Annotated in this window: 28 protein-coding genes; 12 read left to right on the top strand and 16 right to left on the bottom strand. The window is 57.5% G+C overall.

The features are described from left to right. Positions 1–49 precede the first annotated feature (49 nt). From thiL to J0X15_RS12170, 13 genes are all read right to left on the bottom strand, one after another. Positions 50–1081 carry a thiamine-phosphate kinase gene (gene thiL / locus J0X15_RS12230; RefSeq protein ID WP_209015303.1) on the bottom strand — a complete coding sequence of 344 codons (1032 nt, stop codon included), beginning with the start codon at positions 1079–1081 and terminating at the stop codon, positions 50–52. A gap of 2 nt (positions 1082–1083) precedes the next feature. Continuing rightward, positions 1084–1653 carry a transcription antitermination factor NusB gene (gene nusB / locus J0X15_RS12225; protein WP_206941117.1) on the bottom strand — a complete coding sequence of 190 codons (570 nt, stop codon included), beginning with the start codon at positions 1651–1653 and terminating at the stop codon, positions 1084–1086. Between the two features lie 5 nt (positions 1654–1658). Further along, positions 1659–2108 carry a 6,7-dimethyl-8-ribityllumazine synthase gene (gene ribH, locus J0X15_RS12220; protein WP_206941115.1) on the bottom strand — a complete coding sequence of 150 codons (450 nt, stop codon included), beginning with the start codon at positions 2106–2108 and terminating at the stop codon, positions 1659–1661. A 181-nt stretch (positions 2109–2289) separates the two neighbouring features. Then, positions 2290–2904 (bottom strand): riboflavin synthase, encoded by a 615-nt coding sequence (locus J0X15_RS12215; RefSeq protein WP_206941113.1) that lies wholly within the window; start codon positions 2902–2904, stop codon positions 2290–2292. A gap of 58 nt (positions 2905–2962) precedes the next feature. Then, positions 2963–4096: a bifunctional diaminohydroxyphosphoribosylaminopyrimidine deaminase/5-amino-6-(5-phosphoribosylamino)uracil reductase RibD gene (gene ribD / locus J0X15_RS12210; protein ID WP_206941111.1), complete on the bottom strand. Its 1134-nt coding sequence runs from the start codon at positions 4094–4096 to the stop codon at positions 2963–2965. A gap of 90 nt (positions 4097–4186) precedes the next feature. Beyond that, the gene (gene nrdR / locus J0X15_RS12205; RefSeq protein WP_206941110.1) at positions 4187–4696 is read right to left on the bottom strand and encodes a transcriptional regulator NrdR; all 510 of its coding nucleotides are present in this window, start codon (positions 4694–4696) and stop codon (positions 4187–4189) included. A 24-nt stretch (positions 4697–4720) separates the two neighbouring features. Then, positions 4721–6034: a serine hydroxymethyltransferase gene (glyA, locus tag J0X15_RS12200; protein WP_206941109.1), complete on the bottom strand. Its 1314-nt coding sequence runs from the start codon at positions 6032–6034 to the stop codon at positions 4721–4723. 304 nt (positions 6035–6338) lie between these two features. Beyond that, positions 6339–6581: a DUF6898 family protein gene (locus J0X15_RS12195; protein WP_206941108.1), complete on the bottom strand. Its 243-nt coding sequence runs from the start codon at positions 6579–6581 to the stop codon at positions 6339–6341. 198 nt (positions 6582–6779) lie between these two features. Beyond that, the gene (locus J0X15_RS12190) at positions 6780–8123 is read right to left on the bottom strand and encodes a L,D-transpeptidase family protein (RefSeq protein ID WP_206941107.1); all 1344 of its coding nucleotides are present in this window, start codon (positions 8121–8123) and stop codon (positions 6780–6782) included. A gap of 501 nt (positions 8124–8624) precedes the next feature. Further along, positions 8625–9137, bottom strand: coding sequence for a transcriptional regulator LdtR (gene ldtR, locus J0X15_RS12185; protein ID WP_206941106.1), 513 nt, complete (start codon positions 9135–9137; stop codon positions 8625–8627). Positions 9138–9300: 163 nt separating this feature from the next. Beyond that, positions 9301–10191, bottom strand: coding sequence for a 3-hydroxyisobutyrate dehydrogenase (gene mmsB / locus J0X15_RS12180; RefSeq protein ID WP_206941105.1), 891 nt, complete (start codon positions 10189–10191; stop codon positions 9301–9303). A 136-nt stretch (positions 10192–10327) separates the two neighbouring features. Further along, positions 10328–10738 carry a DUF6163 family protein gene (locus J0X15_RS12175; RefSeq protein WP_206941104.1) on the bottom strand — a complete coding sequence of 137 codons (411 nt, stop codon included), beginning with the start codon at positions 10736–10738 and terminating at the stop codon, positions 10328–10330. A 15-nt stretch (positions 10739–10753) separates the two neighbouring features. Then, positions 10754–11815, bottom strand: coding sequence for an enoyl-CoA hydratase/isomerase family protein (locus tag J0X15_RS12170; protein ID WP_206941758.1), 1062 nt, complete (start codon positions 11813–11815; stop codon positions 10754–10756). Positions 11816–12089: 274 nt separating this feature from the next. Between J0X15_RS12170 and hemB the strand changes: the two genes are divergently transcribed. From hemB to J0X15_RS12145, 5 genes are all read left to right on the top strand, one after another. Further along, positions 12090–13082 (top strand): porphobilinogen synthase, encoded by a 993-nt coding sequence (gene hemB / locus J0X15_RS12165; RefSeq protein WP_231710409.1) that lies wholly within the window; start codon positions 12090–12092, stop codon positions 13080–13082. A 101-nt stretch (positions 13083–13183) separates the two neighbouring features. Next, a complete protein-coding gene (locus tag J0X15_RS12160; protein WP_206941100.1) occupies positions 13184–14491 on the top strand; it encodes a threonine ammonia-lyase in 1308 nt (435 codons plus the stop codon). A 192-nt stretch (positions 14492–14683) separates the two neighbouring features. Then, positions 14684–15085 carry an RDD family protein gene (locus tag J0X15_RS12155; RefSeq protein ID WP_331461913.1) on the top strand — a complete coding sequence of 134 codons (402 nt, stop codon included), beginning with the start codon at positions 14684–14686 and terminating at the stop codon, positions 15083–15085. A 164-nt stretch (positions 15086–15249) separates the two neighbouring features. Then, positions 15250–17073 (top strand): SLC13 family permease, encoded by a 1824-nt coding sequence (locus J0X15_RS12150; RefSeq protein ID WP_206941096.1) that lies wholly within the window; start codon positions 15250–15252, stop codon positions 17071–17073. Between the two features lie 40 nt (positions 17074–17113). Continuing rightward, positions 17114–17869: an arginyltransferase gene (locus J0X15_RS12145; protein ID WP_206941094.1), complete on the top strand. Its 756-nt coding sequence runs from the start codon at positions 17114–17116 to the stop codon at positions 17867–17869. Between the two features lie 48 nt (positions 17870–17917). On the opposite strand, the gene J0X15_RS12140 is transcribed toward J0X15_RS12145, so the two are convergent. Both J0X15_RS12140 and J0X15_RS12135 read right to left on the bottom strand, forming a co-directional pair. After that, complete coding sequence (locus J0X15_RS12140) at positions 17918–18595, bottom strand: uracil-DNA glycosylase (RefSeq protein WP_206941091.1); 678 nt, start codon at positions 18593–18595, stop codon at positions 17918–17920. An 11-nt stretch (positions 18596–18606) separates the two neighbouring features. Next, the gene (locus J0X15_RS12135; RefSeq protein WP_206941089.1) at positions 18607–19188 is read right to left on the bottom strand and encodes a LabA-like NYN domain-containing protein; all 582 of its coding nucleotides are present in this window, start codon (positions 19186–19188) and stop codon (positions 18607–18609) included. A gap of 496 nt (positions 19189–19684) precedes the next feature. Here J0X15_RS12135 and rpoZ point away from each other — a divergent pair, with 496 nt between their 5' ends. From rpoZ to era, 7 genes are all read left to right on the top strand, one after another. Continuing rightward, a complete protein-coding gene (rpoZ, locus tag J0X15_RS12130; RefSeq protein WP_206941087.1) occupies positions 19685–20086 on the top strand; it encodes a DNA-directed RNA polymerase subunit omega in 402 nt (133 codons plus the stop codon). Positions 20087–20291: 205 nt separating this feature from the next. Beyond that, positions 20292–22538 carry a RelA/SpoT family protein gene (locus J0X15_RS12125; RefSeq protein WP_206941085.1) on the top strand — a complete coding sequence of 749 codons (2247 nt, stop codon included), beginning with the start codon at positions 20292–20294 and terminating at the stop codon, positions 22536–22538. Between the two features lie 32 nt (positions 22539–22570). Then, positions 22571–23152 (top strand): orotate phosphoribosyltransferase, encoded by a 582-nt coding sequence (pyrE, locus tag J0X15_RS12120; protein ID WP_206941084.1) that lies wholly within the window; start codon positions 22571–22573, stop codon positions 23150–23152. A gap of 130 nt (positions 23153–23282) precedes the next feature. Then, positions 23283–23825 carry a DUF2062 domain-containing protein gene (locus J0X15_RS12115; RefSeq protein WP_331461918.1) on the top strand — a complete coding sequence of 181 codons (543 nt, stop codon included), beginning with the start codon at positions 23283–23285 and terminating at the stop codon, positions 23823–23825. Positions 23826–24082: 257 nt separating this feature from the next. After that, complete coding sequence (gene lepB / locus J0X15_RS12110) at positions 24083–24832, top strand: signal peptidase I (protein ID WP_331461917.1); 750 nt, start codon at positions 24083–24085, stop codon at positions 24830–24832. Between the two features lie 47 nt (positions 24833–24879). Next, entirely contained in the window at positions 24880–25587 is a 708-nt protein-coding gene (gene rnc / locus J0X15_RS12105) for a ribonuclease III (protein WP_206941078.1), read from the top strand. Between the two features lie 3 nt (positions 25588–25590). After that, complete coding sequence (gene era / locus J0X15_RS12100; RefSeq protein WP_206941076.1) at positions 25591–26595, top strand: GTPase Era; 1005 nt, start codon at positions 25591–25593, stop codon at positions 26593–26595. A 136-nt stretch (positions 26596–26731) separates the two neighbouring features. On the opposite strand, the gene J0X15_RS20380 is transcribed toward era, so the two are convergent. Continuing rightward, on the bottom strand, positions 26732–26864 hold a 133-nt coding region (locus J0X15_RS20380), incomplete at its 5' end, for a transposase (protein ID WP_331461916.1).

The following is a 26864-nucleotide window of genomic DNA, read 5'->3' as shown; positions in this document are numbered from 1 at the left end:
GCCCTCGGGAACCGAAATTGCGTCTCAGATGACTAAGCAGGCACAGGGCCTAGAAGTGGCGAAACCCGTGCAGCTGGCCCACACCCAAAGGCTGGCCATCCTGAAGCAGACGCACAGCGCCCTCACCTGCCACTGCAGTTCCAACGCGACTGACAGCTATCGAGGCGTCTGCAGCCGAAGCTTCGAATGCCTCTGTTGCGTCGGATGGAACAAGACAGAGGATCTCATAGTCATCACCGCCACCGAGGCAGACCATCGCCAAATCCTTGTCCGCACCTTGAATCTTCCGCAGTGCCGGCGAAAGTGGCAACGCCCCGATCTCGATCTCCAGATCGACACCCGAAGCCTTGGCCAGGTGCCGCGCATCAGCAAAGATTCCATCCGAGATATCCATCGATGCAGAAGCAAAACTTCGGATGCTCCCGGTCAAGGCTACGCGCGGCTGAGGCAACAAATAACGATGCAGAAGGTGTTTTTGATCATCGTCAGTGAGACCCAGGTTATTCAAAAAGCCAGGATCGAGCCTTTCCTTCAGCCCAGCGGCGGCATCGCCCAATGTCCCGGACACATAAAGCACATGCCCGGCCGCACCACCGGACCGACGCACTGCGGTCCCGTCCGGCACTTCGCCGATCGCCGTGATGGAAATCTGCAGGCCGGAGCCGGAGCGTATGGTATCGCCTCCGACCAGGGTCACATCAAAGGCCGCCTGATCTCCAGAAAGACCGCAGGCAAAGCGCTCCAGCCACTGCGCCGTCCAGTCGTCGGAGAGCCCCAGACCGAGCAGATAGGCACGTGGAACAGCGCCTTTGGCAGCCAGATCCGACAGGTTGACGCGCAAAGCCTTGGCCGCGATGGCTTCCGGCGGATCGTCAGAGAAGAAATGGACATTCGCGGCCAGCATGTCCTTCGTCAGGACAAGCTCATACCCGGGGCGCGGATGATAGACGCTGGCGTCATCAGTCAGACCGAGACTGCCAGGATCCGACGCCAGAGGCGCAAAATAAGTCCGGATGAGATCAAACTCACCCGGACGCTCATGTTCCAGACCCTTGGCGGTGCCCGGGCGTTCTTCGCCCATGGTTACGCCTCGTCTGTCCCGGCCTCACTTAGGCCAGCTGTATCGGAGCCAGCGCCATCGACAGCTGCCGGTTCGGTCTCGAACTCAGCATTGCGCAGATCGTGAGCAAGCCGGTCGAGCACGCCATTGACGAGCCCCGGTTCATCCCCCTCGAAGAAGGCTTTGGTCACATCGATATATTCGGAAATGATGACCTTTGGCGGCACGTCCTTGCGACGCAGAAGCTCAAAGCCACCGGCCCGCATGATCGCGCGCAGCAGACTGTCGATGCGCTTCAGCGGCCAGTCTTCCTTCAGCGCCGTATGGATGAATGGATCAATGAACTTCTGATCCGCGACCACACCCTTGACTATGTCCGAAAACCATTGCGCATCCGCATCCCGGTACTGCTCGCCGTCGAGCTCCTTACCAAGGCGGAACGCCGTAAATTCGGTGATCACATCGGAGGCCGGAGCTTCACTCACGTCCATCTGGTAAAGCGCCTGCACGGCAGCCAAACGGGCTGTCCCGCGTTTGTTTGCGGGACGGACTTCACTCTTGTTCGTCTGTTTCGGATCGACCTTACCGGTCATGGCCGTCACACTCCAAGTCGTTCTTTCAGGGCGATCATCGCCAATGCAGCCTGAGCTGCGGCGCCACCCTTGTCTTTGTCTTCCTTGCGCGCACGCGCCCAAGCCTGATCGTCATTCTCTACCGTCAGGATGCCGTTACCGACCGCTAGGTCAGCGTCGACAATCAGGTCCAGAATGACGCGGGCGGATTCGTTGGCGACGATGTCGTAATGGGAGGTTTCTCCGCGGATGACACAGCCGAGCAAAACGAACCCGTCATAAATTTCGCCGTCGTTTTCCATGGCAGTCAGTGCCATCGACAAAGCTGCGGGAATCTCCAGAACGCCTGGCACTTCGATGCGATCGAAGCTGGCACCGGCCTTTTCCAGAGCGGCGATCGCGCCTTCCGCCAGTGCATCGGCAAGGTCAGCGTAGAATCGGGCTTCGATGATCAAAAGCTTCGGGGCAGAGCTCATGGGATCCAATTACCTGTTTTGGGGGTCGCGACAAGAACCACGCCGCGCCCCGGTTTGTCCACCCCCGAATGTCATCTTCGGCTTCCGCCTGAGGACAACTTTCGGGTTCGGTAAACAACGGGTCGTCAAATGGCTCCTGCCGACCCGCTATCTCTCATAGTAAAAACTCTTGCGCTCTCCGTTACGCCTCGCGAGAGAATTCCGCAAGTCTGGCGGCATAGCGGGCCATCATATCGACTTCCAAATTAACCCGGTCGCCTTCGTGGCGCTCACCCCAAGACGTGACGGCCAGCGTATGAGGGATGAGAAAGACGGAAAAAAGGCATCCATCCGCCTCATTGACGGTCAGCGATGTGCCATCAAGACAGACAGAGCCTTTCTTAGCGATGAACGGCGCCACTTCACGCGGTGCCTCGAATTGGAAATAGACGCTGTCCGCGTGGTCGACACGCTTAGTGATCCGCGCCATACCATCGACATGACCCAACACAAGATGCCCGCCGAGCTCTGCCCCCATACTCAGGGAGCGCTCCAGATTAAGCTTCTGCCCGGCAGCCCACTGAACGACAGTGGTCAGTTTTAGAGTTTCAGCCCCCGACTCCACATCGAACCAGGCCTGGCCATTCTCATCGCGTCCCTTGGCAACTACCGTGTGACACGGTCCGCCACAGGCGATGGAGGCGCCCAGGTCAATGCTGTCGGGCTCATAGACCGTGGCAATGCGCGTGCGCAAGCCTGCCGGAATTTCTTCCACGCTGACGATCTGTCCGAGATCCGTGACAATTCCGGTGAACATGGCAGTAAAACCCTTATATTCGGCGTCTCTATTCGCCCCCGAGAGTGAGATGGTTCCCTCAGATGCGACGGTAAATTTCAAAGCGATCCGAACCCCATTGGCCTTCGCCGTGTCGAGCATAACTGGGATCGTTCAGAACAGATTCAAGCGAAATCTCGTCGAATGGCCCGAGTCTCCCCTCTCCGATCACCTTTGCCGAGCGGATCAGATGAAGACGATCCAACAGCCCTGCCTGCTCAAAAGAAGCCGCAACTTTAGCCCCACCCTCGACCAGAACGCTGGTGATGCCGCGCGCACTCAAGGCTGCGAGAGCGACGCCCGGATCAATGTTGCCAACGGCATCTTGCGGAACCTTGATCACCAGCACACCGGCGGCAATCAGCTGTTCAAGATAGTTCGGATCGGATTGTGGTGTCGTGACGAGCCAGACAGGCACATCAGCTGCGGTTTTGACCAAGTTTGAGATCAACGGCAAGCGCCCCTTGCTATCCAGCACAACACGGATCGGAGAGCGCCCCTTCATTCCCGGCAGCCGGCAGGTCAGGCTTGGATCATCGGCAAGAGCGGTGCCGACGCCAATCAAGATGGCATCAGAACCAGCTCGCATTGCGTGAACATGGGCATTGGTCATAGCTCCAGTCAGGTGAATTTGTTCTTGCCCGGGCTCAGCGCCACGGCGTCCGATCCCCCCATCAGCCGACACAGCCATCTTCAGCGACACCAGTGGGCGATGGCGACTGATGCGACTGACAAAACCGGCGTGCAGATCTTCGCAAACGTCACGGCCAACGCCGACAACCACTTCAATCCCCGCCTCACGCAAAATAGTGATCCCACGGCCAGATACGCGCGGGTTGGGGTCCGCGATGCCGATCACCACCCGGCCGACTCCGGCCTCAACCAGCGCCAGCGAACACGGCGGAGTGCGCCCGAAGTGGGAGCATGGCTCCAGCGTGACATAGCATGTGGCGCCGCGGGCCAGTTCCCCTGCCTGAGCCAGAGCCCGAGCCTCTGCATGGCCGGTGCCCGGCAGCCCAGTCACGCCGCGCCCGACAACAATCGACTTTGCGCCGCCCTCCTGCCTCACGACAAGGGCGCCGACAGATGGGTTGGGCCAGACACGACCAAGCCCCCGCCGGGCGAGACGGGCCGCCGCCAGCATGAAGCGTCGATCGTCAGCACGGTAGGTCATGAGCGGATCCGTGGGGGTGCAGGAGGTTCAACGCGAAAACCAAGTGGAGAGCAGAAATATCCAGGACTTCAGGACCGCCTGTTGGGGTCGTCAGGTTTCAGGATCGTTGTCGGAGTGCGCCTTCAGCGTAGCAAGCGCGTCCTGACCGTCGGGACCGCTCAACTCCCCAAGCAAGGCCTCGAAGTCTTTCGCTTCACGGAAGTTCTTATAGACCGAAGCAAACCGCACATAAGCCACGTCATCGACGCCCTTCAGGCCTTCCATGACGTGATTGCCGATGGTCGCTGCTGTTATATCGCTCTCGCCCGAGCTTTCCAGCTGACGGACGATCCCAGACACCATGCGTTCGATACGTTCCGGCTCGACCGGCCGCTTGCGCACGGCGATGGAGACCGAGCGCATCAGCTTTTCACGATCAAAAGGAACGCGTCGGCCACTACGCTTGAGTACCATCAGCTCGCGCAGCTGCACGCGCTCGAAGGTGGTGAAGCGACCGGCGCAGGTGTTGCACACCCTGCGCCGGCGTATCGCCGTGTTGTCCTCAGTGGGACGGGAGTCCTTGACCTGGGTTTCCTCACCGCCGCAATAGGGACACCGCATGGCAAAAACTCCGTTTTGTGAGCCTTAAAGGGTCGGATAAATCGGGAAGCGCGCGGTCAAGGCCTCAACCTTGGCCTTCACCGCAGCTTCGACAGCCGCGTTGCCTTCTTCTGAATTGGACGCCTTCAGACCATCCAGAACTTCGGTGATCAGCATGCCAATCTCGCGGAATTCGGCAACACCGAAGCCACGTGCTGTGCCGGCCGGCGTGCCGAGACGAACACCTGAAGTCACGAAAGGCTTTTCCGGATCAAACGGAATGCCGTTCTTGTTGCAGGTGATGTTGGCGCGACCCAAGGACTTTTCAGCCGCCTTGCCGGTCGCATTCTTGGGACGCAGATCGACCAGCATCAGGTGGTTGTCAGTACCGCCAGAGACGATATCCAGGCCCTGTTCCTTCAGCGACTCGGCAAGTGCCTTAGCGTTATCGGCGACCGATTGCGCGTAGACCTTGAACTCAGGCTGCAGCGCTTCCTTGAAGGCCACGGCCTTGGCGGCGATAACATGCATCAGCGGTCCGCCCTGAAGGCCTGGGAAAATCGCAGAGTTGATCTTCTTGGCAATCACTTCGTCGTTGGTCAGCACCATCCCGCCGCGTGGGCCGCGAAGCGACTTGTGCGTGGTTGTGGTGCAGACATGGGCATGCGGGATCGGCGAAGGATGCACGCCGCCAGCCACGAGACCCGCAATGTGCGCCATATCGACCATCAGATAGGCGCCGACGCTGTCGGCGATCTCGCGGAAGCGCTTCCAGTCCCAAATGCGGGAATAAGCGGTGCCACCAGCAATAATCAACTTCGGCTTGGTTTCGGCAGCCTTGGCGGCGATCGCATCCATGTCGAGAAGATGATCTTCCTCACGCACGCCATAGGACACGACGTTGAACCACTTGCCGGACATGTTGACCGGAGACCCGTGGGTCAGGTGACCGCCGGAGTTCAGGTCAAGACCCATAAAGGTGTCACCCGGCTGCAGCAGCGCCAGGAACACGGCCTGGTTCATCTGGGAGCCCGAATTCGGCTGAACATTGGCGAAGTCGCAACCAAAAAGCTCTTTCGCCCGGTCAATTGCCAGCTGCTCCACCACGTCAGCATATTCACAGCCGCCGTAGTAGCGCTTACCCGGATAGCCTTCAGCATACTTGTTGGTAAAGATGGAGCCCTGAGCTTCGAGAACAGCCCGGGACACGATGTTTTCGGACGCGATCAACTCGATCTCGTGCTGCTGGCGACCAAGCTCATTGCCGATCGCCTTAAAGACATCCAAATCACTGTCTTCAAGCGGCTTGTTGAAGAAATCGGAGATGGAAGAATTGGGAGCTGAATCCGTCAAAGACATCACGCCTTCCTTTCGCTGAACCGGGTCGGAGCCATAGGCTTTCTGGCGCTATCGGAGCGCCTTGCGGGGCTTGATCCTGCCACGGTTGGACTACAGTAAACTTTAGCGACACGAACTATCACAGTGCTTCCCCTGAACCAAGTGGCGTACGGTCGCGGCTGCGAAGATTGCGCTACTTTTCAGGAAGCGAAAGAGGCCCAACCTCCGAAGGTACGGAACTGTCGCAATTCTGCACGCGCAATGACGGAATTTTACGGGAACGCAGCTTATCGCCACCGGGGGTCTAGACACCGTCCCGTCGGGCTCAAGCGAGAATGCCTCGCCCTTTGCCTGCTGGCGACGCATTTTCGCGTTCCAATCGACGCTTAAGCTTGCGCACCGCGAGCTTTTGCAGATCGGATTTCGCGGCATTGAGCGGGCCAACGACAAACACTTCGATTCCAGTCGAAGCATCCATCGCGGTGACCCGCACCTGTGAGCCAAAGGCTTGAAACTCAAGATAGACTTCACCCAAAGCGGCTTCGTCTGAAGGGAAGTTGCGCGTCATGTCCGATCAATCCAGGTCGTCAAACAAAAAGTCTGACGCCATATCCGATTCCAATCCGGATTATGGAAAGCGTTGGGCCAGACAGCAAGCCTATCGAGCTCTGCCTGGCCATTCTATCACACTTATCGGCTTCAGATTTTTATGTGCGACGCCGCACCCGCCTCGATTTCGAGGCGGGTCGAAGCGTAAACGCCTCGTTTAAAGTCGAGCCTGGGTTTCCGTCACGCCATCCTGAACGCCCTGGGCATAGAGACCGTCGCGGTCGTAGATGTCATCACGGAAATGCACCACGCCGTCAGCATTGGCCCAGGCGGTCACATATGTCATGTAGATCGGGATGGAGCTTTTCAGTTTCACATCTTCACGCTCACCAGTGCGGATCACGCTATCAACGCGAGAGCGATCCCAGTCCGGCGTTGTCGACTGCAGCAACCAGGTGACAAGCTCACGAACATTCTGCACGCGGACACAGCCCGAAGAGTGGAAGCGGTAATCGCTGCCGAACAGGGTCTTCGATGGCGTGTCATGCAAATACACCTGATGGGTATTGTGGAAGTTGATACGGACTGTTCCGAGAGAATTTTCGTCGCCCGGATCCTGACGAAACTGATATTTCGTCGCATCATTGGTGTTCCAGTCGATCTGCTGCCAGTTGAGCTCATTGCCCTTCCAGTCAAAGATCCGGATATGGTTGCGCGCCAGATATTCCGGGTCGTCCTTCATCTTCGGGATCAGATCCTTGCGGATGATCGAGACCGGCACCGTCCAGTACGGATTGAAGTTCAGCTCATAGATCTTTGAATTGAGAATCGGTGACTGGCGGTCGATCTTGCCAACAACTGCCGTGTGGCGTGAGCGAACACGGCCGTTCTCGACAGCCTCGATCTGTGCCGCTGGAATGTTCACCATCACATAGCGGTCCCCAAGGAAACCCGACATGGAGCGCAGACGGACAAGGTTTGTCTCAAGCTGCCGCAGCCGAACTTCGGCGGTCACATTCAGGGCCTTGATTGTGTTATCGCCGAGCAAACCATCGGCCTGCAGGCCGTGACGCAGCTGGAAACGACGCAAGCCAGCGTCGACGTAGCTGTCAAAGGTATCCGACAGGCCCGCACGCTGCTCAAGATCGCCTGAAGCCATCAGCCGACGACGCAGTTCAACGATACGCTGATCGCGCGCGCCGATCCGCAGAGCCTTGCCATTGGCCGAAGACACGGTGCCCCACCCCCCCAGCTGGACAATGCGGGAATAGCGATCAATTGCGCTGGCGATATAATCGGGCGTTTCAGCGGAAAGCGTCGGCGTGACGCTCTCGACGGCTTTCAAGCCTTCAGTGCTTGTGTCGAAACGGTCCTGCCATTCAACCGGCTGATTGGTCGCGCGCAGACTTTGCAAGGCAGCGGACTGAGCATGAGCCGGCGCTGACGCACCGATGTTCGCAGCAACCAGGCCCAGCGCCGAAGCAACCAAAGCCAGTTTTCCGGCCTGACCGCGCAGGGCGTGCCAGGCCGTCGCTACCGAAAATCTCACCGATACTGTCATTGCACTTTTCACCTTAACGTTCTGATTGCTCGTGCCATGCGCCTTGAAGCAATTTTAAAACGGTTCATGTCCACATGCGAAGCAGAGACCAAGAGCCTCCAGACATCATCAGATTGGACACTAGCCAAACATACTTAACAATTTCAACGGCTGCACAGACATGGGCTCCGGGATTTTGTTGCAACGTCCCATCCGAATTCTCATGCAGTCGGAAATCTTGCGGCAAAGACCTGTTTTGCAAAACACAGTGCCGGCGCTCCATGTTTCGAACCAGATACCTAACAGGCTCTTCAAAGTGAAACATCCGGAACTTCCCGGAGTTCTGCCAATTCAATCAAGACAAAGCCATTAATTTGTGTCCAGATCATGTCTGCAACCGACCTCCCCGGCAGGATGACTGCAACCCAAGCTGAAATACACAAAAAGCCCGCTGTTTCGACGAAACAGCGGGCTTTTTGTGTCTCCAGGTCGGCGCCAACGAGATGCAAGCGCCTGGGGACCTTAGAGGCGATACAGGATCTGATCGGTCCAGAAGCGTTCAAGACGGCGCAGAGACTTGTTCAGAACCAGGAAGTCTTCGGCTGCGATTTCACCAACCTGCTCTACGGAGAGAATGTGACGCTCGTAGAGTTCATTGACGATCTTCGCGACGGTCTGACCCTTTTCAGTCAGACTGACGCGAACAGACCGGCGGTCCATGCGTGAGCGCTGATGATGAATATAGCCAGTTTCAACCAGTTTCTTCAGATTGTAGGATACATTGGAACCGAGGTAGTAGCCACGTGTGCGTAGCTCGCCGGCCGTCAGTTCCGCATCGCCAATGTTGAACAGCAGCAAGGCCTGCACGCTGTTCACGTCGGAGCGACCCATACGATCGAATTCGTCTTTAATAACGTCCAACAGACGGCGGTGTAGCCGTTCAACCAGGGTCAGCGCTTCCAGATAAAGCGGTTTGAGTTCCGCTTCGCCTTCACCCTGAACCACTGCGTCGACTGCCCTTGTTGCGGTGATCATTGTTTGCGCCTCATGTTTGCCTGTCATAGCGGTGGATGTTCTTTTTTGTTCCACCTTGATTCAAACAATACAGAGCCGTTTCTAAGATCCGCTTAAGAGACAAGATGAATCATTGATTAAAAACGATAATCCGCTTGAATACTTAGGTTAAAGACTTTGTTCATCATACCGACTTCAGCCATCTCACCATTGCGGAGAAGTCTTCAGTGGCCCCGCCAGCATCACAAAAGGCCTGATAAAGCGCCTCAGCCTTGGCGCCCATAGGTGTTTTTGCGCCGTTATCTTCAGCCGCCAACTGAGCCAGCTTCAGATCCTTCAGCATCATCGCTCCGGCAAACCCAGGACGGTACTCATTATTGGCCGGGGATGTTTCGACGGGGCCCGGGACTGGACAATAGGAGGTCAAGGACCAGCATTGGCCGGAGGATTTAGAGGCAATGTCGAACAGCGACTGCGCTTCGAGCCCTAAAGATTCCGCAAGATTGAAAGCCTCGCAGACGCCGATCATGGAAATGCCAAGGAGCATGTTGTTGCAGATCTTGGCGGCCTGACCGGTTCCAGGCCCACCGGCATGGACAATCGTCTGCCCCATGACCTCCAGAAGTGGCTTGGCGCGGTTGAAGGCTTCTTCAGGTCCGCCGACCATGAACGTCAGCTTTCCGCCCTGGGCCCCGGCAACGCCGCCCGAGACAGGTGCGTCGACCATGAAATGCCCGCGCTCGGCTGCGGCGTTGGCAACAACGCGGGCACTTGCCACATCAATGGTGGAACAATCGATCAGCAGAGTTCCGGGGGGAACATCATCGAGAATGCCGCCCTCTTCCATATAGACCTGACGCACATGAGGTCCGGCCGGCAGCATGGTGACGACCGCAAAAGCGCCCTCGACCACATCCTTCAAATCCGAAGTGGCAACCCCACCGGCTTTGTCGTGAGCGGCGAGCGCGTTCGGATCCAGATCGAAGCCAGCAACTTCGTAGCCAGCCTTCAACAGATTGGCTGCCATCGGGCCGCCCATGTTGCCGAGACCGATGAAACCGATCTTCTTGAGCATGTGATTCTCCTCCCAAATTTGGCTTTACGCCTTGTCTGACACCCTAAAGGCGCGGCTACGCCCCAGCGGCAGAACTCCCTCACCCGCGCCAAGCTTGATGCCACGGACCCTCCAAAGGGAATTCAGCGTCGCCAGGTTAACCGGTCCGGTTTTCCCGCTCCATCAGGTATGTCAGGATCAAATATACTGCGATTGTGAGAACATAAAATGCGATCTCATAGGGTCTGCGGCCATAGACCTCAGAAAACAGGGTGTGCATGACGATCTGACTGATCGCCCTGAACAACCACATGACGGTTCCCCAAGAAACAGCCAGCCACAGGCCAATCGCCGCCACCAGATCGAGGACGGCGAAAAACACGATGGCCGCCTGCCACTCGGTCGGCATGTCCCAGAACATCACCCCGCGCCAAGGTGTCAGACCGATAATCCGGGCCCAGTGTATCACACCGCCACCGATCAAAAGCACCGCCATGCAGCGCAGATAGAGCACCAGTATCACGCTCCAGGGCGGCCGGGCTCTGGCGAGTTCCTGCTGGCCTGTCATTCCATATTCCCCACTTCAACCGTCGAAGGTCAGATCGCCCCCGTCCGGCACTTCGAAATACGATGCGACCACAGCACTGTCCACTTCTTCAAGGACCGGCGGTGACCATTTCGGTGAATGATCCTTGTCGACGAGAACCGCGCGGACCCCTTCATAAAAATCATCAGCCTGCAGGATGCGGTTGAGAATGCGGAATTCCATCACCAGGCAATTGCGTAGATCCTGACCCCGACCTCGCCGCATTTGTTCAAGCGTCACATGCAGACTGGTCGGGGACTTTTCAATCAAGGTCTCGGCCATGATCTTGGCGACAGTGGCTTCACGTCCGGTTTTGCCCGCCGTCTTTTCCAGGTCCTTAAGGATCTTTTCCATCGATTTGGCAGAAAACGCCTTGTCGACCAGTGACTGACGGGCCAGCAGGCCGGAGGCAAGCGGCTCATGATGAAAGGCCGCCAGCGTCTCGGCCACGTCCTGCGTGGTTTCCAGCGCCGTCAGAATGTCGTCGAAAGCCTCGCGCTTTACAGCGTGTGTCAAAAGCCCCGCACCATAGGCATCAACCTGCATCAGCCGCGCCGATGACAATGCACAATAGAGTCCCAATTCCCCTGGAAGCCGATTGAGAAAGGCCGTTGCTCCGACATCCGGGAAGAAGCCAATGCCGGTCTCCGGCATGGAAAAAAGGGTGCGTTCTGCGCCGACCCGGTAGGCCCCATGCATGGAGAGACCTGCCCCGCCCCCCATGACGATGCCGTCAATCAACGCGACATAGGGTTTGGAATAGCGCGCGATCTGGTCATTCAAACGATATTCGTCCCGGAAGAACTCGGTCGGTATCGGGTCGCCGTTCTGGCGCGCATCATAGATGGCGCGGATATCGCCGCCGGCGCAAAAGGCCTTGCCCCCACTCCCCATCAGGCAGACCACCCGGATCTCCGGATCTTTTTCCCAAAGGTCAAGCTGCGCACTGAAGCTGAGAACCATGTGATGGTTCAGGGCGTTCAATGCCTTAGGCCGGTTCAGGACAGCAAGCCCCAGCCCGCCGCGTTTCTCATAAAGAATGTCGTCAGTCGATGTCATCGTGGTCAAGGCCCCCAATAGCTCCCGTACCTTCCACTTGTTATTTGAAAGCGACCATAGCCAGTCCATTGCCCGTGGGTCAAAGTCCAACTTGCCGGTTTTCGCGCTTTCATTGCGACGCTTTCACACGGCCTTCCCGCTTGACTGCCCCCCGTTGCATGATAAAGCCCTTGAACTTATCCGCCGACACCATTGCCGCGCATCACCCTGAACCTGGCCACGGGAGCCCGCCATGCCCTCTTCCAACCGCCCGCCTGTCGTCACTCCGGAAATGATGGATGAGATCCTGGGTGGACGCCGGATGCGCCGAAATCGACACAGCGACTGGTCTCGCCGATTGGTTCGGGAGACTTCTCTGAGCGTCAATGATTTGATCTGGCCGATCTTTCTGGTCGATGGCGAGAAACGCCGTGACCCGGTGCCCTCCATGCCTGGCGTGCTGAGATTGTCCGTTGACGAAGCCGTACGCGAGGCCGTGCGGGCCGAAAGCCTCGGCATTCCGGCTCTGGCTCTCTTTCCTTATACGGATCCGGACCTGCGCGATGCGACGGGCTCAGAATCACTCAATGCCCAGAACCTCACTTGTCGTGCCTGCCGTGCAATCAAGGCAGAAAACCTCAACATCGGCCTGGTTACCGACGTGGCGCTCGACCCCTATACCAGCCACGGTCATGACGGTGTGATGGACGGGCCTGTTGTACTGAATGACGAGACCGTGTCCCAGCTTTGTCATCAAGCGCTGGTTCAGGCGGAGGCCGGCGCAGATATCATTGCACCTTCAGACATGATGGACGGTCGTATCGGCGCCTTACGCCAGGCGCTCGACGGCAACGGCTTCCGCAACAAGCAGATCATGGCCTATTCGGCCAAATACGCCTCGGCTTTCTACGGCCCGTTCCGCGATGCGGTCGGCACCAATGCCACGCTGATCGGCGACAAGCGTACCTATCAGATGGACTATGGCAACACCGACGAAGCCATTCGCGAAGTCGAGCTGGATCTGGCTGAAGGCGCCGACATGGTGATGGTCAAACCGGGCATGCCTTATCTCGACATCATCCGCCGGGTGAAAGACACTTTCGCCGTGCCGACATATGCCTATCAAGTTTCCGGCGAATACGCGATGATCGCTGCTGCCGACGGCAATGGTTGGCTCGACGGCGACCGCGCCATGATGGAAAGCCTGATGGCTTTCAAGCGCGCTGGCGCCGATGGCATCCTGACCTATTTCGCCCCGAAAGTGGCAGAAATCCTGGCTCGCGCATAAACTGGATAGCCGACAGATTTTCCGCCAGGACTTGAGGGAGGTCTGGCACCTATAGGCGGGCCGCAGGACGTGAGGCCGTGCCCCCGCAGGAAGCAACCGAAATGACCGACACCGAGCAAACCTCTCACCAGGCCTCACAGGCCCAGGCAACTGAAGCACAAGTATCCGAGGCGCAGGCGCTTGCCGATCTTGTCATCTATGAGAGCATTCTGGCCGCCGCCCAAAAAATCGAGGGTGCTGTACTGGGCACTCCCTGCCTGCCAGCCCCGCGTCTGTCGGAACTGACTGGCGCCGAGGTTTTCGTCAAATACGAAAACATGCAAGTCACCGGCGCATTCAAGGAGCGTGGCGCGCTCGTCAAGCTTTTGAGTCTGTCGGAGAAAGAACGGGCGCGTGGCGTCATTGCGGTTTCGGCCGGCAACCACGCTCAAGGCGTTGCCTATCACGCCAGCCGTCTGGGCATCAAAGCCACGATCGTCATGCCCGCGCTGACGCCGTTTGTGAAAATTTCGGCCACACGCGGCTTTGGGGCCGAAGTCGTGCTGGTGGGCGACACCCTGGCGGAGGCCAAGGCAGAAGCCGACCGTCTGGCAGAGGCACATGGTTACGTCTGGGTTCATCCTTATGATGATGTCGAGGTGATCCGCGGACAGGGCACCATCGCCCTGGAAATGCTGGCAGCACAGCCCGACCTCGACATGCTTGTCGTTCCCGTCGGTGGCGGTGGGCTGATCGCCGGCATGGCAGTCGCCGCCAAGGCGATCAAGCCGCAGATCGAAGTGATTGGCGTGGAAACTGTGCTTTATCCCGGTATGTGGGGCGCGCTTTACAACAAGGAGGTGCGTTGTGAAGGCGCGACCATCGCAGAAGGCATCGCCGTTAGAGACATTGGCCTCATCACGCAGGAAGTAATCAAACGCACTGTCGATGACATTCTTCTGGTCAAGGAAAGCACGCTGGAACAGGCAATCAACGCTTATCTGACCTTACAGCGGACCATTGCTGAAGGCGCCGGTGCGGCCGGTCTGGCGGCAATGCTGAGCGACCGGGAGCGATTCGTCGGCAAGCGGGTCGGGCTGGTTTTATGCGGTGGCAACATTGACCCGCGGCTTCTGTCGAAAATTGTGGTGCGCGAGCTGGCCCGTGACGGGCGTGTCGTTTCCATCCGGATCGACACGCCGGACAAACCGGGTGTTTTGGGCGAGATCGCCATGACCATCGGCAACATGCAGGGCAATGTGGTCGATGTCGCCCACCACCGCTTGTTCCTCAACGTGCCGGCGAAGGGTGCCACACTCGATGTGACGTTCGAGGCCTTTACCGCCCAGCACGGTACCGACATTGTCCAGGCCCTGCGTGAAAAGGGCTATACAGTGAAGCATCTGGACGTTGCACAAGCCGTTGGCTGACCTGGGCATGGGCCCTAAGCTGCCCTTGCATTGCGAAAACCTCGGCTTGCCCCCATATATTCAACAGATCCATTTGCCGATTACACGAGAGATTTGATGTCGCCCGATAGCGCTACTCCGCCCGTCCAACGGGATGTATTTGATCCGATGATCCAGCCTGCTCTTTTTGAGGGTGTGCGGACACGGAGGATCATGGCGTTCTTCATTGATGCAATCGCCGTCCTGCTACTGACTTTTGCAGCCGGTATTCTGGTGTTTTTTCTCGGCATCTTCACGCTCGGCCTTGCCTGGATCTTTTATGCGTTTTTGTGGCAGGCCGTTGCATTGCTCTACACTGCCTTCACGCTTGGCGGCCCTTCAGCCTCTACTCCGGGAATGCGGGCAATGGGCTTGGAGATGCGTCTCTGGCACGGCGCCCGCCCCTATCCGCTGCTTTCCGCCATGCATGTGCTTCTGTTCTGGTTCTCGGTTTCGCTCCTGACGCCGTTGGTGCTGTTGGTCGCCCTGTTCACAGAACGCAAGCGTCTGCTGCATGATATTGTGCTGGGAACCGTTGTGATGAATGCCGAGCCGCTGCGTCAGGAAGGTCTTTAAGCCCTTCGCCTGTGGCGCGGTATCAAGGCACCCGCACTGTCGGCCTTCTGATAGCTCTTTCTTTTTCAAGGTTGTCTGTCATAGACTGACACCAGTAGTGCCATGTGTCCGGGCAAGAGGCCAAAGCCCGGGAACCACTGGTCGAGTTGCAGCAGGCGGGGTGAATGCACTCACTTGATCTTCCGATGGCGCTGACCTTCATGGTCGTCGCTGCGACAATCGTTCTCTACGCCTTGGAGCGTATTGCGATCGAAACGGTTGCGGTCGGGGCCGTTGTTGCCCTGATGGTCATCTTTTCCATCTTTCCCAATGAGGCTGTCACCCCGGCCGGCTTGCTGTCCGGGTTTGCAAACCCGGCCCTCATCACAGTCATTTGCCTTCTGATCATCGGTCAGGGGCTGTTTCAGACGGATGCGCTGGAAAAGACTGCCAAGATCATCGTCCAATGGACACGCGGTCGCTCGCTGCTGGCAACGGCTCCCGTGTTGCTGATCGTCGGTGTCTTGAGCGCCTTTTTGAACAACACCCCGGTTGTGGTGATGTTCTTGCCGATCCTGAGCGCCGTGGCGGCGACCATGGGGCGGTCCCCGGCTCGCGTTCTGATGCCTTTGTCGTTCATCGCTATTCTGGGGGGCATGACCACGCTGATCGGCTCGTCCACCAACTTGCTGGTCGCCAATGTTGCCAATCAGGCCACAGATGTCCGGCTCACATTCTTTTCGTTCACACCCATCGGCGTTCTTTTGGCCGGGGTCGGCGCCATCTACGTGCTGTTCGTGATGCCACGGATACTGACCGCACGCAAAACCATGGCCGAGGAGATGCAGGGCTCGTCGGGCAAGCAGTTCATTGCGCAAATCAACATTACCTACGAGCACCCGCTGGTCGGCACCGAATCTGTCTCCGGCATGTTCCCAACCCTGAAAGACATGACCGTCCGTCTGGTGCAACGTGGTGAAAAGCCAATCCTCCCCCCGTTTGAGAATGTTATTCTGCAGCCTGGCGACACGGTGATCGTCGCGGCCACCAGAACCGCCTTGGCAAATGCGCTTTCGGCCAAGAAGCCGCTTCTAGATGGTGAAGGCGGGACGCCTTCCGAGACGCCCAATGATGCACCTCCTCCGTCCAGCGGTCAGATGACCCTGGCGGAAGTGGTGGTCGCCCCAGCGTCCCGGCTGATGGGCAGGACACTGCTTCAATCGGGCTTCCATGCCGAAACTGGCTGTATGGTGATGGGCATACAACGGCGGAGCCGCATGCCTCGCATGGCGATGAATGATATCCGGCTAGAAGCTGGAGATGTGCTTCTGGTGGCTGGCAGTGCTGCTCAAATCGCCCGGCTGCGCGGAAACCGAGATGTGTTGTTGCTCGACTGGTCTCAAGCGGAAGTGCCCCGCAAGCGCTATGCGCCACGTGCCCTCATCATTTTCCTGACAGTCCTTGGTCTTGCTGCCACGGGCCTCGTGCCGATCGTCGTGGCAGCGGTCTCGGGCACATTTGCAATGATTATCAGCGGCTGTCTGAACAGCCGTCAGGCCCTGCGGGCCATCGACAGCCGTATCTTCATGTTGATCGGCTCATCCATGGCAGGCGCTCTCGCTCTGGAAGCCTCGGGCGGAGCCGAATATCTCGCCACCTCACTTGTCATTCTGCTGGAGGGAAGCCCCCCTGGCGTCATGCTCTCGGCGATTTATCTTATCGTCGCCATCCTGACGAACTTTCTGTCCAACAACGCAGCGGCAGTTTTGTTCACCCCGATTGTCATCGGCATTGCCAATCAGGTCGGCGCATCTCCCGAAGCCTTCCTCGTCTGCCTGATCTTTGCGGCCAACTCTTCCTTTGCCACACCGATTGGATATCAGACCAACCTGATCGTCATGGGTCCGGGCCATTACCGCTTCTCCGACTTCCTGAAAGCCGGAACACCTTTGGTCATTATTTTGTGGTTGACCTTCTCACTTGTGGCCCCATGGTATTATTCTCTGTAGCAGGGAAGCTTCGGCTTCGGCGATCAATGAGTGGACTTTCGTGACGCGGCACCCAACAGATCATCCGCAGTTTTACCTTACGGCGCCTGCGCCTTGTCCCTATCTGGAAGGTCGCCAAGAGCGCAAGGTCTTCACGCATCTGGTTGGTTCTCAAGCGCCTGCGCTGAATGATGTCCTGACCCAGGGCGGGTTTCGTCGCAGTCAAAACATTGCCTATCGGCCGGCCTGCGAAAACTGCCGCGCCTGCATCTCGGTTCGTATTCGCGTCGCAGACTTTCTCTGGACCAAGAGCTTTCGACGTCAATGGAAGCAGGGCGAAAAGATCATTGGCGCCAGACTGCCGGCGGCGCCTTCCGCCGAGCAATACGACCTGTTCCAAAGCTACCTACGTGCCCGCCACGACAATGGCGGGATGAGCGACATGAGCGTTCTCGACTATGCCATGATGGTGGAAGACACCCATGTCGAGACCATGGTCATCGAATACCGACGCAAAGGACCGGACAGTTTCATCACCGGCACTGGGGAAGGTCCGCTGCTTGGCGTCGCGCTCAGCGACCAACTCAGCGACGGGCTTTCGATGGTCTATTCGTTTTTTGATCCGCAGCACATGGATCTGGGTCTCGGCACCCTTATGATCCTGGATCACGTTCATCAGGCGCAGCGTCTTGGACTGCCCTATGTCTATCTTGGCTATTGGGTGAACGGCTCATCGAAGATGGCCTACAAGGCGCGTTTCAGACCGCAGGAACAGCTGACCCCGGATGGGTGGGTCGAAGTTGAAGAAACGCCGTAAGGCCGCAGCACATCAGTACCTCCCGCACATCACAGCAATGTCGACCATTCAGGCAGACAGTTCCTGACGCATGTCCGCAAACACCGACTGGAACATCTCAGGTGTAAGACGGCCTGTGTTCGTATTGTAGCGGGAGCAGTGATAACTGTCGTAAAGGACCAGATCCGTGCCCTCAAGAGGGTGCCGTGCTCCATGAGCGAACTTGTAGGCGGCCCGACGCAAACCGAGTGCCGACAAGAAGGTGTCATGCGCAATACGACCCAAGGCCAGAACCATTTTCAGACTTGGAGCTTCGGCTTCAAGGGTCGACAGCAAAAACGGTCGGCATGTCCGGATTTCAGGGCCGGTGGGCTTGTTTTCAGGAGGAAGGCAGCGAACAGCATTGGTGATCATGGCCCCGCGCAGCTGCAATCCGTCCTGAGGATCAGCGCGATAGGAGCCCTCGGCAAAGCCGTACTCGATCATCGTTTCGTAGAGGAGGTCACCCGCATAATCGCCGGTGAAAGGCCGCCCGGTCCGGTTGGCTCCTCGCAGCCCCGGCGCCAGTCCGACAATCAGCAACTCGGCGTCATCGCCTGATCGAAAGGTCGGAACTGGTGCGTTGAACCAATCCGGATGCGCGGTTTGCAGCTCCTGCCGCAGTGCCACAAGGCGCGGGCAGAAACTGCAATCCAAGGGTGGGTCGACGGGGGCCGGAGACTGGCCTTCAGCTGACACGGCAGTCATTCCGGCTGATCTCAATAGTCGTCGTCGTCAAGATCGTCTTCAACCGGAGCCCGAACAGGACGTTCCGATGGATCACGGCCGATCTTGTTGGCCAGATTCGCTAGATCAATGAAATGATCCGCCTGACGGCGCAAATCATCGGCAATCATCGGCGGCTGGGTCTTCAGGGTCGAAACCACGGAAACCTTGCGCCCTTTGCGCTGGAGTGCTTCCACCAAAGAGCGGAAGTCGCCATCGCCAGAGAACAGAACGATATGGTCGACATGCTCAACGAGCTGCATGGCATCGACAGCAAGTTCGATGTCCATGTTGCCCTTGACCTTGCGGCGCCCGGACGAGTCGACAAATTCCTTAACTGGCTTGGTAATGACCTTATAGCCATTATAGTCCAGCCAATCGATAAGAGGACGAATGGAAGAGTATTCCTGATCCTCGATCAACGCGGTATAATAGTACGCGCGAAGAAGATAAGCTTGGCCTTGAAATTCTTTAAGCAACCGCTTGTAGTCAATATCAAAACCGATGGCTTTAGCTGTGGAATAAAGGTTGGCACCATCAATAAACAGCGCTACCTTTTCACGTGCATCAAACATTCCTTAGGGAACCTTTCTTATTTTCCACTTCCCCCAAAAGAACGACCGGGTCTTCCTTGTTATGCAATAAGTTTAGATCGATCGCCACAATTGGCAGATTGTAGAAAGTCTGGGCCTTATGACGACCCTTATAGAAGTGCCTTGTTATATACCCGCACGGCCAAATTATTTTTTTATGAGCTGACCGTTGCTTCAGGGCCTACACCAAAGAAGCTAAGCCCTGCAATGGGAAACACGTCGGAAAACCATATCTCCCCCCGTTTTTGAGCGGCGAACGACAGGTGCTTTCGAGTATCCCAACATCAGAATCTGAATAAGATTCGATTATCGATTTCAGGGTTAGACTCTTTGTAAGGTGGAAATAGGGCACCTGCGGCCCTCAACCAGGGTAAAATCACAGGCACCTGCGCTTTTTTGAAAGGCCTATGGGTTGCTTTCATTCTGCGGGATCTTTATACGCAGGAAATTCAGGTTCCCTAATTTATGGAGACGTCTTATGGCGCGCGTGACCGTCGAGGACTGCATCGACAAGGTCGAAAACCGTTTTGAGCTGATCCTTTTGGCAGCCCATCGCGCTCGTATGATTTCGAGCGGCTCCCCCCTTACGGTGGATCGGGATAACGACAAAAATCCGGTTGTGGCTCTTCGCGAAATCGCGGACGAGAACGTCAGCCCGGAAGACCTCAAAGAAGACCTTATCCACTCGCTGCAGAAGTTTGTGGAAGTGGACGAGCCGGAAGCTGAATCTGTACCATTGGTACAGACAAGTGGCGGACAGCAGTCGACCCAAGTCAATCAGGTTGATGATTCCGCCGTGGAATTCGACCGAATCACGGAAGAAGATCTGTTGCGCGGGCTGGAAGGCCTGGTGCCGCCGGAGCGTTCCGACGACGTCTGATCCTCTTCTGGATCACAGAGTTTGCTGTAACCGGCGTCTACGCGTGCCGGTTACGCCTCTTTCCCGGTTCCGGGCCCTTGGCCAGGTTCCTTTGCGGGTTTCAGCGCTATAATGCGGCTGACCGGCCGCCTCTGCCCCTGAACGCAATCTCATCTCTGCGCGGGGGGCTCATGGCTCCGGAAATCTGTCGGGTCTGATTGCCCTCATGATGCGCCAATACGAGCTCGTTGAACGAGTCACCAGATACAATCCCAATATCGATGAGGCCTTGCTCAACAAGGCCTATGTCTACGCTATGCAAAAGCACGGCGAGCAAAAACGCGCGTCTGGCGATCCCTATTTCTCACATCCCCTCGAAGTAGCAGCCATCCTCACCAACATGAAGGTGGATGATGCGACCATCGCGGTTGCGCTGCTGCACGACACGATTGAGGATACCGATGCGACCCGCACCGAGATCGACACGGTCTTCGGCGAGGAAATCGGCAAACTCGTCGATGGCCTGACCAAGATCAAACGGCTTGATCTTGTATCTCGCAAGGCCAAGCAGGCCGAGAACTTCCGCAAGCTCCTGTTGGCGATTGCAGACGATGTGCGGGTTCTTCTGGTGAAACTGGCTGACCGGCTGCACAATATGCGCACTCTGCAGCACATGCCGGAGCACAAGCGTGCACGCATTGCCGAAGAGACGATGGACATTTACGCCCCCTTGGCGGGTCGCATGGGCATGCATGACATGCGCGAGGAACTTGAGGACATTTCCTTCAAGACCCTCAACCCGGATGCCTATGAGACCATCGCCGAGCGACTACGTGAACAGCGTGAAAGCAATGCAAACCTGATCGAAGAGATCGAAGAGGTTCTGACAAACCGCCTGCAGGAACGCGGCATGGCTGCCCTGGTCAAGGGGCGCGAGAAGCGGCCGTATTCCATTTTCCGCAAGATGCAGAATAAGTCGCTGGGCTTCGAACAGCTTTCAGACATCTACGGCTTCCGCGTGACAGTGGGTACAGTCGAGGCCTGCTACCGTGTCCTAGGAATTATTCACACGGAATGGCCGACTGTTCCCGGACGGTTCAAGGACTACATCTCGACGCCCAAGTCGAATGACTATCAGTCCATCCACACCACCATCGTCGGTCCATCGCGTCAGCGCGTCGAGCTACAGATCCGAACTATCGCGATGGACCAGTTGGCGGAATACGGCATTGCCGCGCATGCACTTTACAAAGAGGGCGACATCGAGCGCGGTGGTCGCAACATTGCCCAGCTGAGCGAGGAGAGCAAAGCCTACGAGTGGCTGCGCCGGACCATCGACCTGCTAGCCGAAGGCGACACGCCGGAAGAGTTCCTGGAAAACACCAAGCTGGAATTGTTCCACGACCAGGTTTTCTGCTTCACGCCGAAGGGCCGTCTGATCGCCCTGCCCCGTGGCGCAACGCCTATCGACTTTGCCTATGCCGTGCACACCGGGATCGGCAACACCTGTGTCGGCTGCAAGATCGACGGCAAGATCATGCCGTTGGTGACCGAACTGAGAAATGGCGACGAGGTGGAGATTATCCGCTCCCAGGCGCAGACACCGCCCCCCGCCTGGGAAAGCATCGCCGTGACCGGCAAGGCCCGGGCCGCCATTCGCCGCGCAACGCGCGAATCCATTCGCAAGCAGTATGGTGCACTTGGCGAGCATATTCTGAAGCGCGCCTTCTCGCGGGCAGACAAGCCCTATTCGGAAGATATTCTCGTGCCCGCACTGGAGGATCACAGTCAGGCAAGCGTTGCCGACCTGTTGGCCTCTGTCGGTCGGGGCGATATCTCGGCCCAGTCAATCCTCAAGAGTGCCCACCCGGACTATCAGGACGACCGAGTTGCCCACCTGCCGCCAGCGCAGGATGAAGGCTGGTTCGATCTGGAAAAGGGGGCCGGGCTGAAGTTCCGCATTCCCGTTGCCGCGTTCACCACCTCCGACCAACCTGATGATGTTATCGACGGACTGGCGATTGCTCTGCCTATCCGAGGTTTGTCAGGCGACATCCCTGTCGCTTTCGCTCCGAATGGCGGCGCAGTACCTGGTGATCGTATTGTTGGTATTCTGACCCCCTTGGAAGGTCTGACAATTTACCCCATCCAGTCGCCGGCGCTGAAAGAGTTTGACGATCAGGGGGAGCGCTGGGTCGATGTCCGCTGGGACATTGATGTCGATAATCCGGAACGCTTCCCGGCACGGCTGACTGTGTCGGCAGCCAATGAGCCAGGCTCCCTCGCAGCCATTGCCCAGATCATCGGCGACAACGGCGGAAACATCGATAATTTGAAAATGATGCGGAAAGCGCCGGACTTTCATCAGATGCTCATTGATCTCGAGGTATGGGATCTGAAACACCTGAACCGGATCATCAATCAGCTCAGAGCGAAATCGAACGTGTCCAATGTGGTTCGTGTAAACGGATAACCCCGGACCGAAACTTTAAGGAAGATGCCCCCATGACCCGTGATGAAGTGCTTGAGGTATTTCGCGAGGCAGGTGCCATTCTGGAAGGACACTTCATTCTATCGTCCGGTTTGCGGAGCCCGATCTTCCTGCAAAAGGCCCGGGTCTTCATGTATCCGGAAAAGACAGAGCGTCTATGCAAGGCGCTGGCGGCGAAGATCCGCGCTGCCGGTCTAGGCGACATCGACTTCGTGGTTGGCCCTGCTATGGGCGGTCTGATCCCTGGTTACGAGACAGCACGCCACCTTGGTGTCCGGTCGATGTGGGTGGAACGTGAGGATGGAGAGTTTCGTCTGCGCCGCTTCGAAATGCCGAAAGGCGCGCGGGTGGTGATTGTCGAGGACATCGTCACGACGGGGCTTTCCAGCCGGGAAACTGTGGACGCCTTAAAAAAAACAGGGGCGGAGGTTCTTGCTGTTGCGTGCCTGATCGACCGCTCAGGCGGAGAAGCGGACACAGGAGTCCCGCTGGTTGCCCTAACGGATTACAAGGTTCCAGCCTATCCGGCAGACCAGCTGCCGCCAGAACTGGCAGCTCTCCCGGCTGTCAAGCCGGGGAGCCGAGGGCTGGCGTAATTTGATGAAGCCTGTAGCATCCATTCGCATGAGACCTGAAGTCCGGTGAAATAGTCGGCCTCTCCAGAACAAGAGAAAACGCGTTTAAATGCTGTTCCGTCGCAGAAACAGGCCAACCCGATTGGAACGGGTGCGTGTCGCCGTCTGGCCACGCCACAGCTGGGTGCGTTCGACCCGGTATTATGGAAAGCGCGTTCTGCGACTGACGGCGACGCCTCATGCTATCGCTCTCGGGTTCGCGGCAGGTGCGTTTGCCTCTTTCACACCTTTGATCGGATTTCACTTCCTGATCGCATTGGGCGTGGCCTATCTTCTCGGTGGAAACCTCATTGCCTCCGCCCTCGGAACATCTGTCGGCAACCCTCTCACATTTCCTCTCATCTGGGCTTCGACCTTCAAGATCGGCAGCTGGATCCTGCCCGGTCGGCAAGCTCCTCCGCCTCATGAGATCCACGCCCAGTTTCAGGAGCGCCTCCTCAGCAAGTCGCTCGATGTCCTGCTGCCGATGCTCAAGCCGATGTTTGTCGGTGCCATTCCTCTTGGCCTGACGACTGGCATCATCAGCTATGTTATCGTCTACAAGAGCGTCGAGCTCTACCAGACGCGGCGCCGAAAAGTCCTGGAAGGCAAACGCAGCGCCTTTATTCTCAAGCGCAAGCGTAGTGACAAGTAGGGCCGGAGAGTAAACTTCTTCGCCGAACCTATGTTTCAATGCCCTCATTGGCCTTGCCGAACGGACGCGGCTCTTACAGCCAGATTCTCAACCGCTCAGCGGAAAGCTCCAGTGGGGCATCAGGGCGCATTGCCACTGCGCAGACAAGGCGCTATGAGTTCTTGGAATCGGCCTGGTCCGGCTTGGCTTTTACAGTCAGCTCGCCAGATCCCACATCCTGGACCCGCTCCGGGCCATCCGACACATTCAAGGACGACATTCGCGTGAAATCACAAGAGAAGGACAAGGACGGCGGTTTTTACGAGACCGTGAAAATCATCGTTCAGGCCCTGGTTTTGGCCCTGATTGTGCGCACATTCCTGTTTCAGCCGTTCAACATCCCCTCCGGCTCGATGAAGGACACCTTGCTGATCGGCGACTATCTATTTGTCTCCAAGTTCAGCTACGGATATTCGCGCTATTCATTCCCGTTCGGCCTTGGCCCGTTTTCCGGTCGCCTCCTCGGCAGTGAGCCTGAGCGCGGCGATGTCGCCGTTTTCAAGCTGCCCACCGATACGTCGGTCGACTACATCAAGCGTGTGATCGGTTTGCCTGGTGACAAGATCCAGATGATCGATGGTGTGCTACACATCAACGGAAAAGCTGTAGAGCGGGAGCAGATCGACGACTACATCGAGAAGACCGACTACGGCATTGAGCGTGTTGCACGCTACCGCGAGACCCTTCCCAACGGTGTCTCCTATGACACACTGGATCTGACGGCCAGGGGCAACCTGGACAACACCCGCGTCTATGAAGTGCCGGAAGGCCATTACTTCATGATGGGCGACAACAGGGATAATTCCTCCGACAGCCGCGTGCTTAGCCACGTTGGCTATGTTCCCTATGAAAACTTCGTGGGCCGGGCGGAGATCCTGTTCTTCTCCATGTCCGGCGAACAGCCCGCCTGGGCTATCTGGACCTGGCCATGGTCCGTACGCTGGGATCGTCTTCTCAAGACGCTTTGACAAACGCCGAACCGGGCTGCCGGTCAGGCAAATGAGGACGCCGAACAATGGCGCGTGACGACACCACTGCTGCTATCAAAGCCCTAAAGTCCAAACTTGGGCACACATTTTCTGACGAGGGCCTGCTCGATACAGCCCTCACCCATGCCAGCGCGTTGGACCCTGCTGACAGCGGTCGCGGGAGTTATCAACGCCTGGAGTTTCTCGGCGACCGGGTTCTTGGTCTTGTCGTCGCCGGCATGCTTCATCGGCAGTTTCCGCGCGCCGATGAAGGGGAACTCGCCCGCCGCTACAATCAGCTAGTGAAGCGTGAAACCTGTGCGGAGATCGCAACTGATCTGAACATTGGCGCAGCAATGTGCATCGGCCAGAGCGAAGCGCAGACCGGAGGGCGGATGAAGTCGGCCCTGCTGGCCGATATGTGCGAAGCTGTTATTGCCGCGATTTACCTGGATGGCGGATTTGACGCTGCGGAAGCTTTTGTGTTGCGCATCTGGAAACCGCGTATGCTATCCTTCCGCGGCCCGCTGCGCGATGCCAAGACCACCCTGCAGGAGTGGGCCCAATCTCGCGGCCTCCCCACACCCAAATACGATGTGGTCAGTCGGGAAGGTCCCGACCACGCTCCGGTCTTCGTGGTCGGCGTTTCCGTGCAGGGCGTAGCCCAGGGCGAAGGCAAGGGCGGATCCAAGCGTATTGCCGAACAAGCGGCCGCCGAGGCTGTGCTGCGCCGTGAAGGCGTCTGGAACGAATAGGACATGAACGACGTGAACGAAACGCCTGAAGACGACTTTCCTGAAGACGACGAGCTGCCGACACCGGCGCCGCGCTTCGACATCCCCCTGCCGGAACCAGCAGCGCCGCTTCCGGAGAATACACGCGCAGGCTTCATCGCCCTGATCGGTGCTCCGAATGCCGGAAAGTCCACGCTGATCAACCAGCTCGTGGGGACCAAGGTTTCTATCGTCACCCACAAGGTTCAGACGACACGCACCATCGTGCGCGGCATTGCCATGCATGATGCCTCTCAGCTGATATTCGTCGATACGCCAGGCATTTTCCAACCGAAGCGACGGCTGGACCGGGCCATGGTCGATACCGCCTGGGGCGGTGCACGCGATGCGGATCTGATTGCCCTGCTGATTGATGCCCGCAAAGGCATTGATGAAGAAGTCGAGAAAATCCTCAGCCGCCTGAAGGACATCAAGACACCCAAAGTGCTGATCCTCAACAAGATCGATGTGGCAAAGCGCGAGCAGCTTTTGAAGCTTGCGCAACAGGCCAACGAGCTTGTTTCCTTCGATGAGACCTTCATGGTCTCCGCACTGAACGGCAATGGCACCGACGCAATCCTGTCTTATTTCGCAGAGCGGGTGCCGGAAAGTCCCTGGCTCTATCCGGAAGATCAACCGTCGGACTTGCCGTTGCGCATTCTGGCTTCCGAGATCACTCGCGAAAAACTGTTTGAGCGCTTGCACCAGGAGCTGCCTTACATCTCTACAGTCGAGACGGAAAATTGGGAGACCCGCAAGGATGGATCGGCCCGCGTCGAGCAGACGATCTACGTCGAGCGCGACAGCCAGAAAAGCATTGTCCTGGGCAAGCGCGGCGCGACCATCAAGGCAATTTCTCAGGCCTCCCGTGCCGAAATTGCCGAGATCATCGAGACCCCCGTTCACCTCTTCCTGTTCGTGAAGGTGCGTGAGAACTGGGGCGATGATCCGGAGCGCTACCGTGAAATGGGACTGGAATTTCCACGATAAGGTTATGGAGGCGCCCCTTGGGCGCCTCTCAGACTGCTGACAAACCCGTCGATTTCGGCGGGTTTGTTTTTTGAGCTTTTGCTTTGTGGGGATTGTCCGCGTTTATCAGTTTGTTTTTTTTACGGGCTTGCTTGTGTCACGCGGGCGCTTGTTCGTGGGCTTTGGTGAGGGCCATAGCGATCTTCTTGATGTTTTGGGCGGCGGCAGCGAGCAGGCACTGGGTTTTGACACGGACCAGGCCCCGGAACCTGGCATAGCGATGGCCATGC

This window comes from Roseibium limicola (assembly GCF_017313085.1).
GTDB lineage: Bacteria > Pseudomonadota > Alphaproteobacteria > Rhizobiales > Stappiaceae > Roseibium > Roseibium limicola.
Note: the sequence above shows the minus strand (reverse complement) of the source record. Positions and strands in the feature narration are given on the sequence as shown.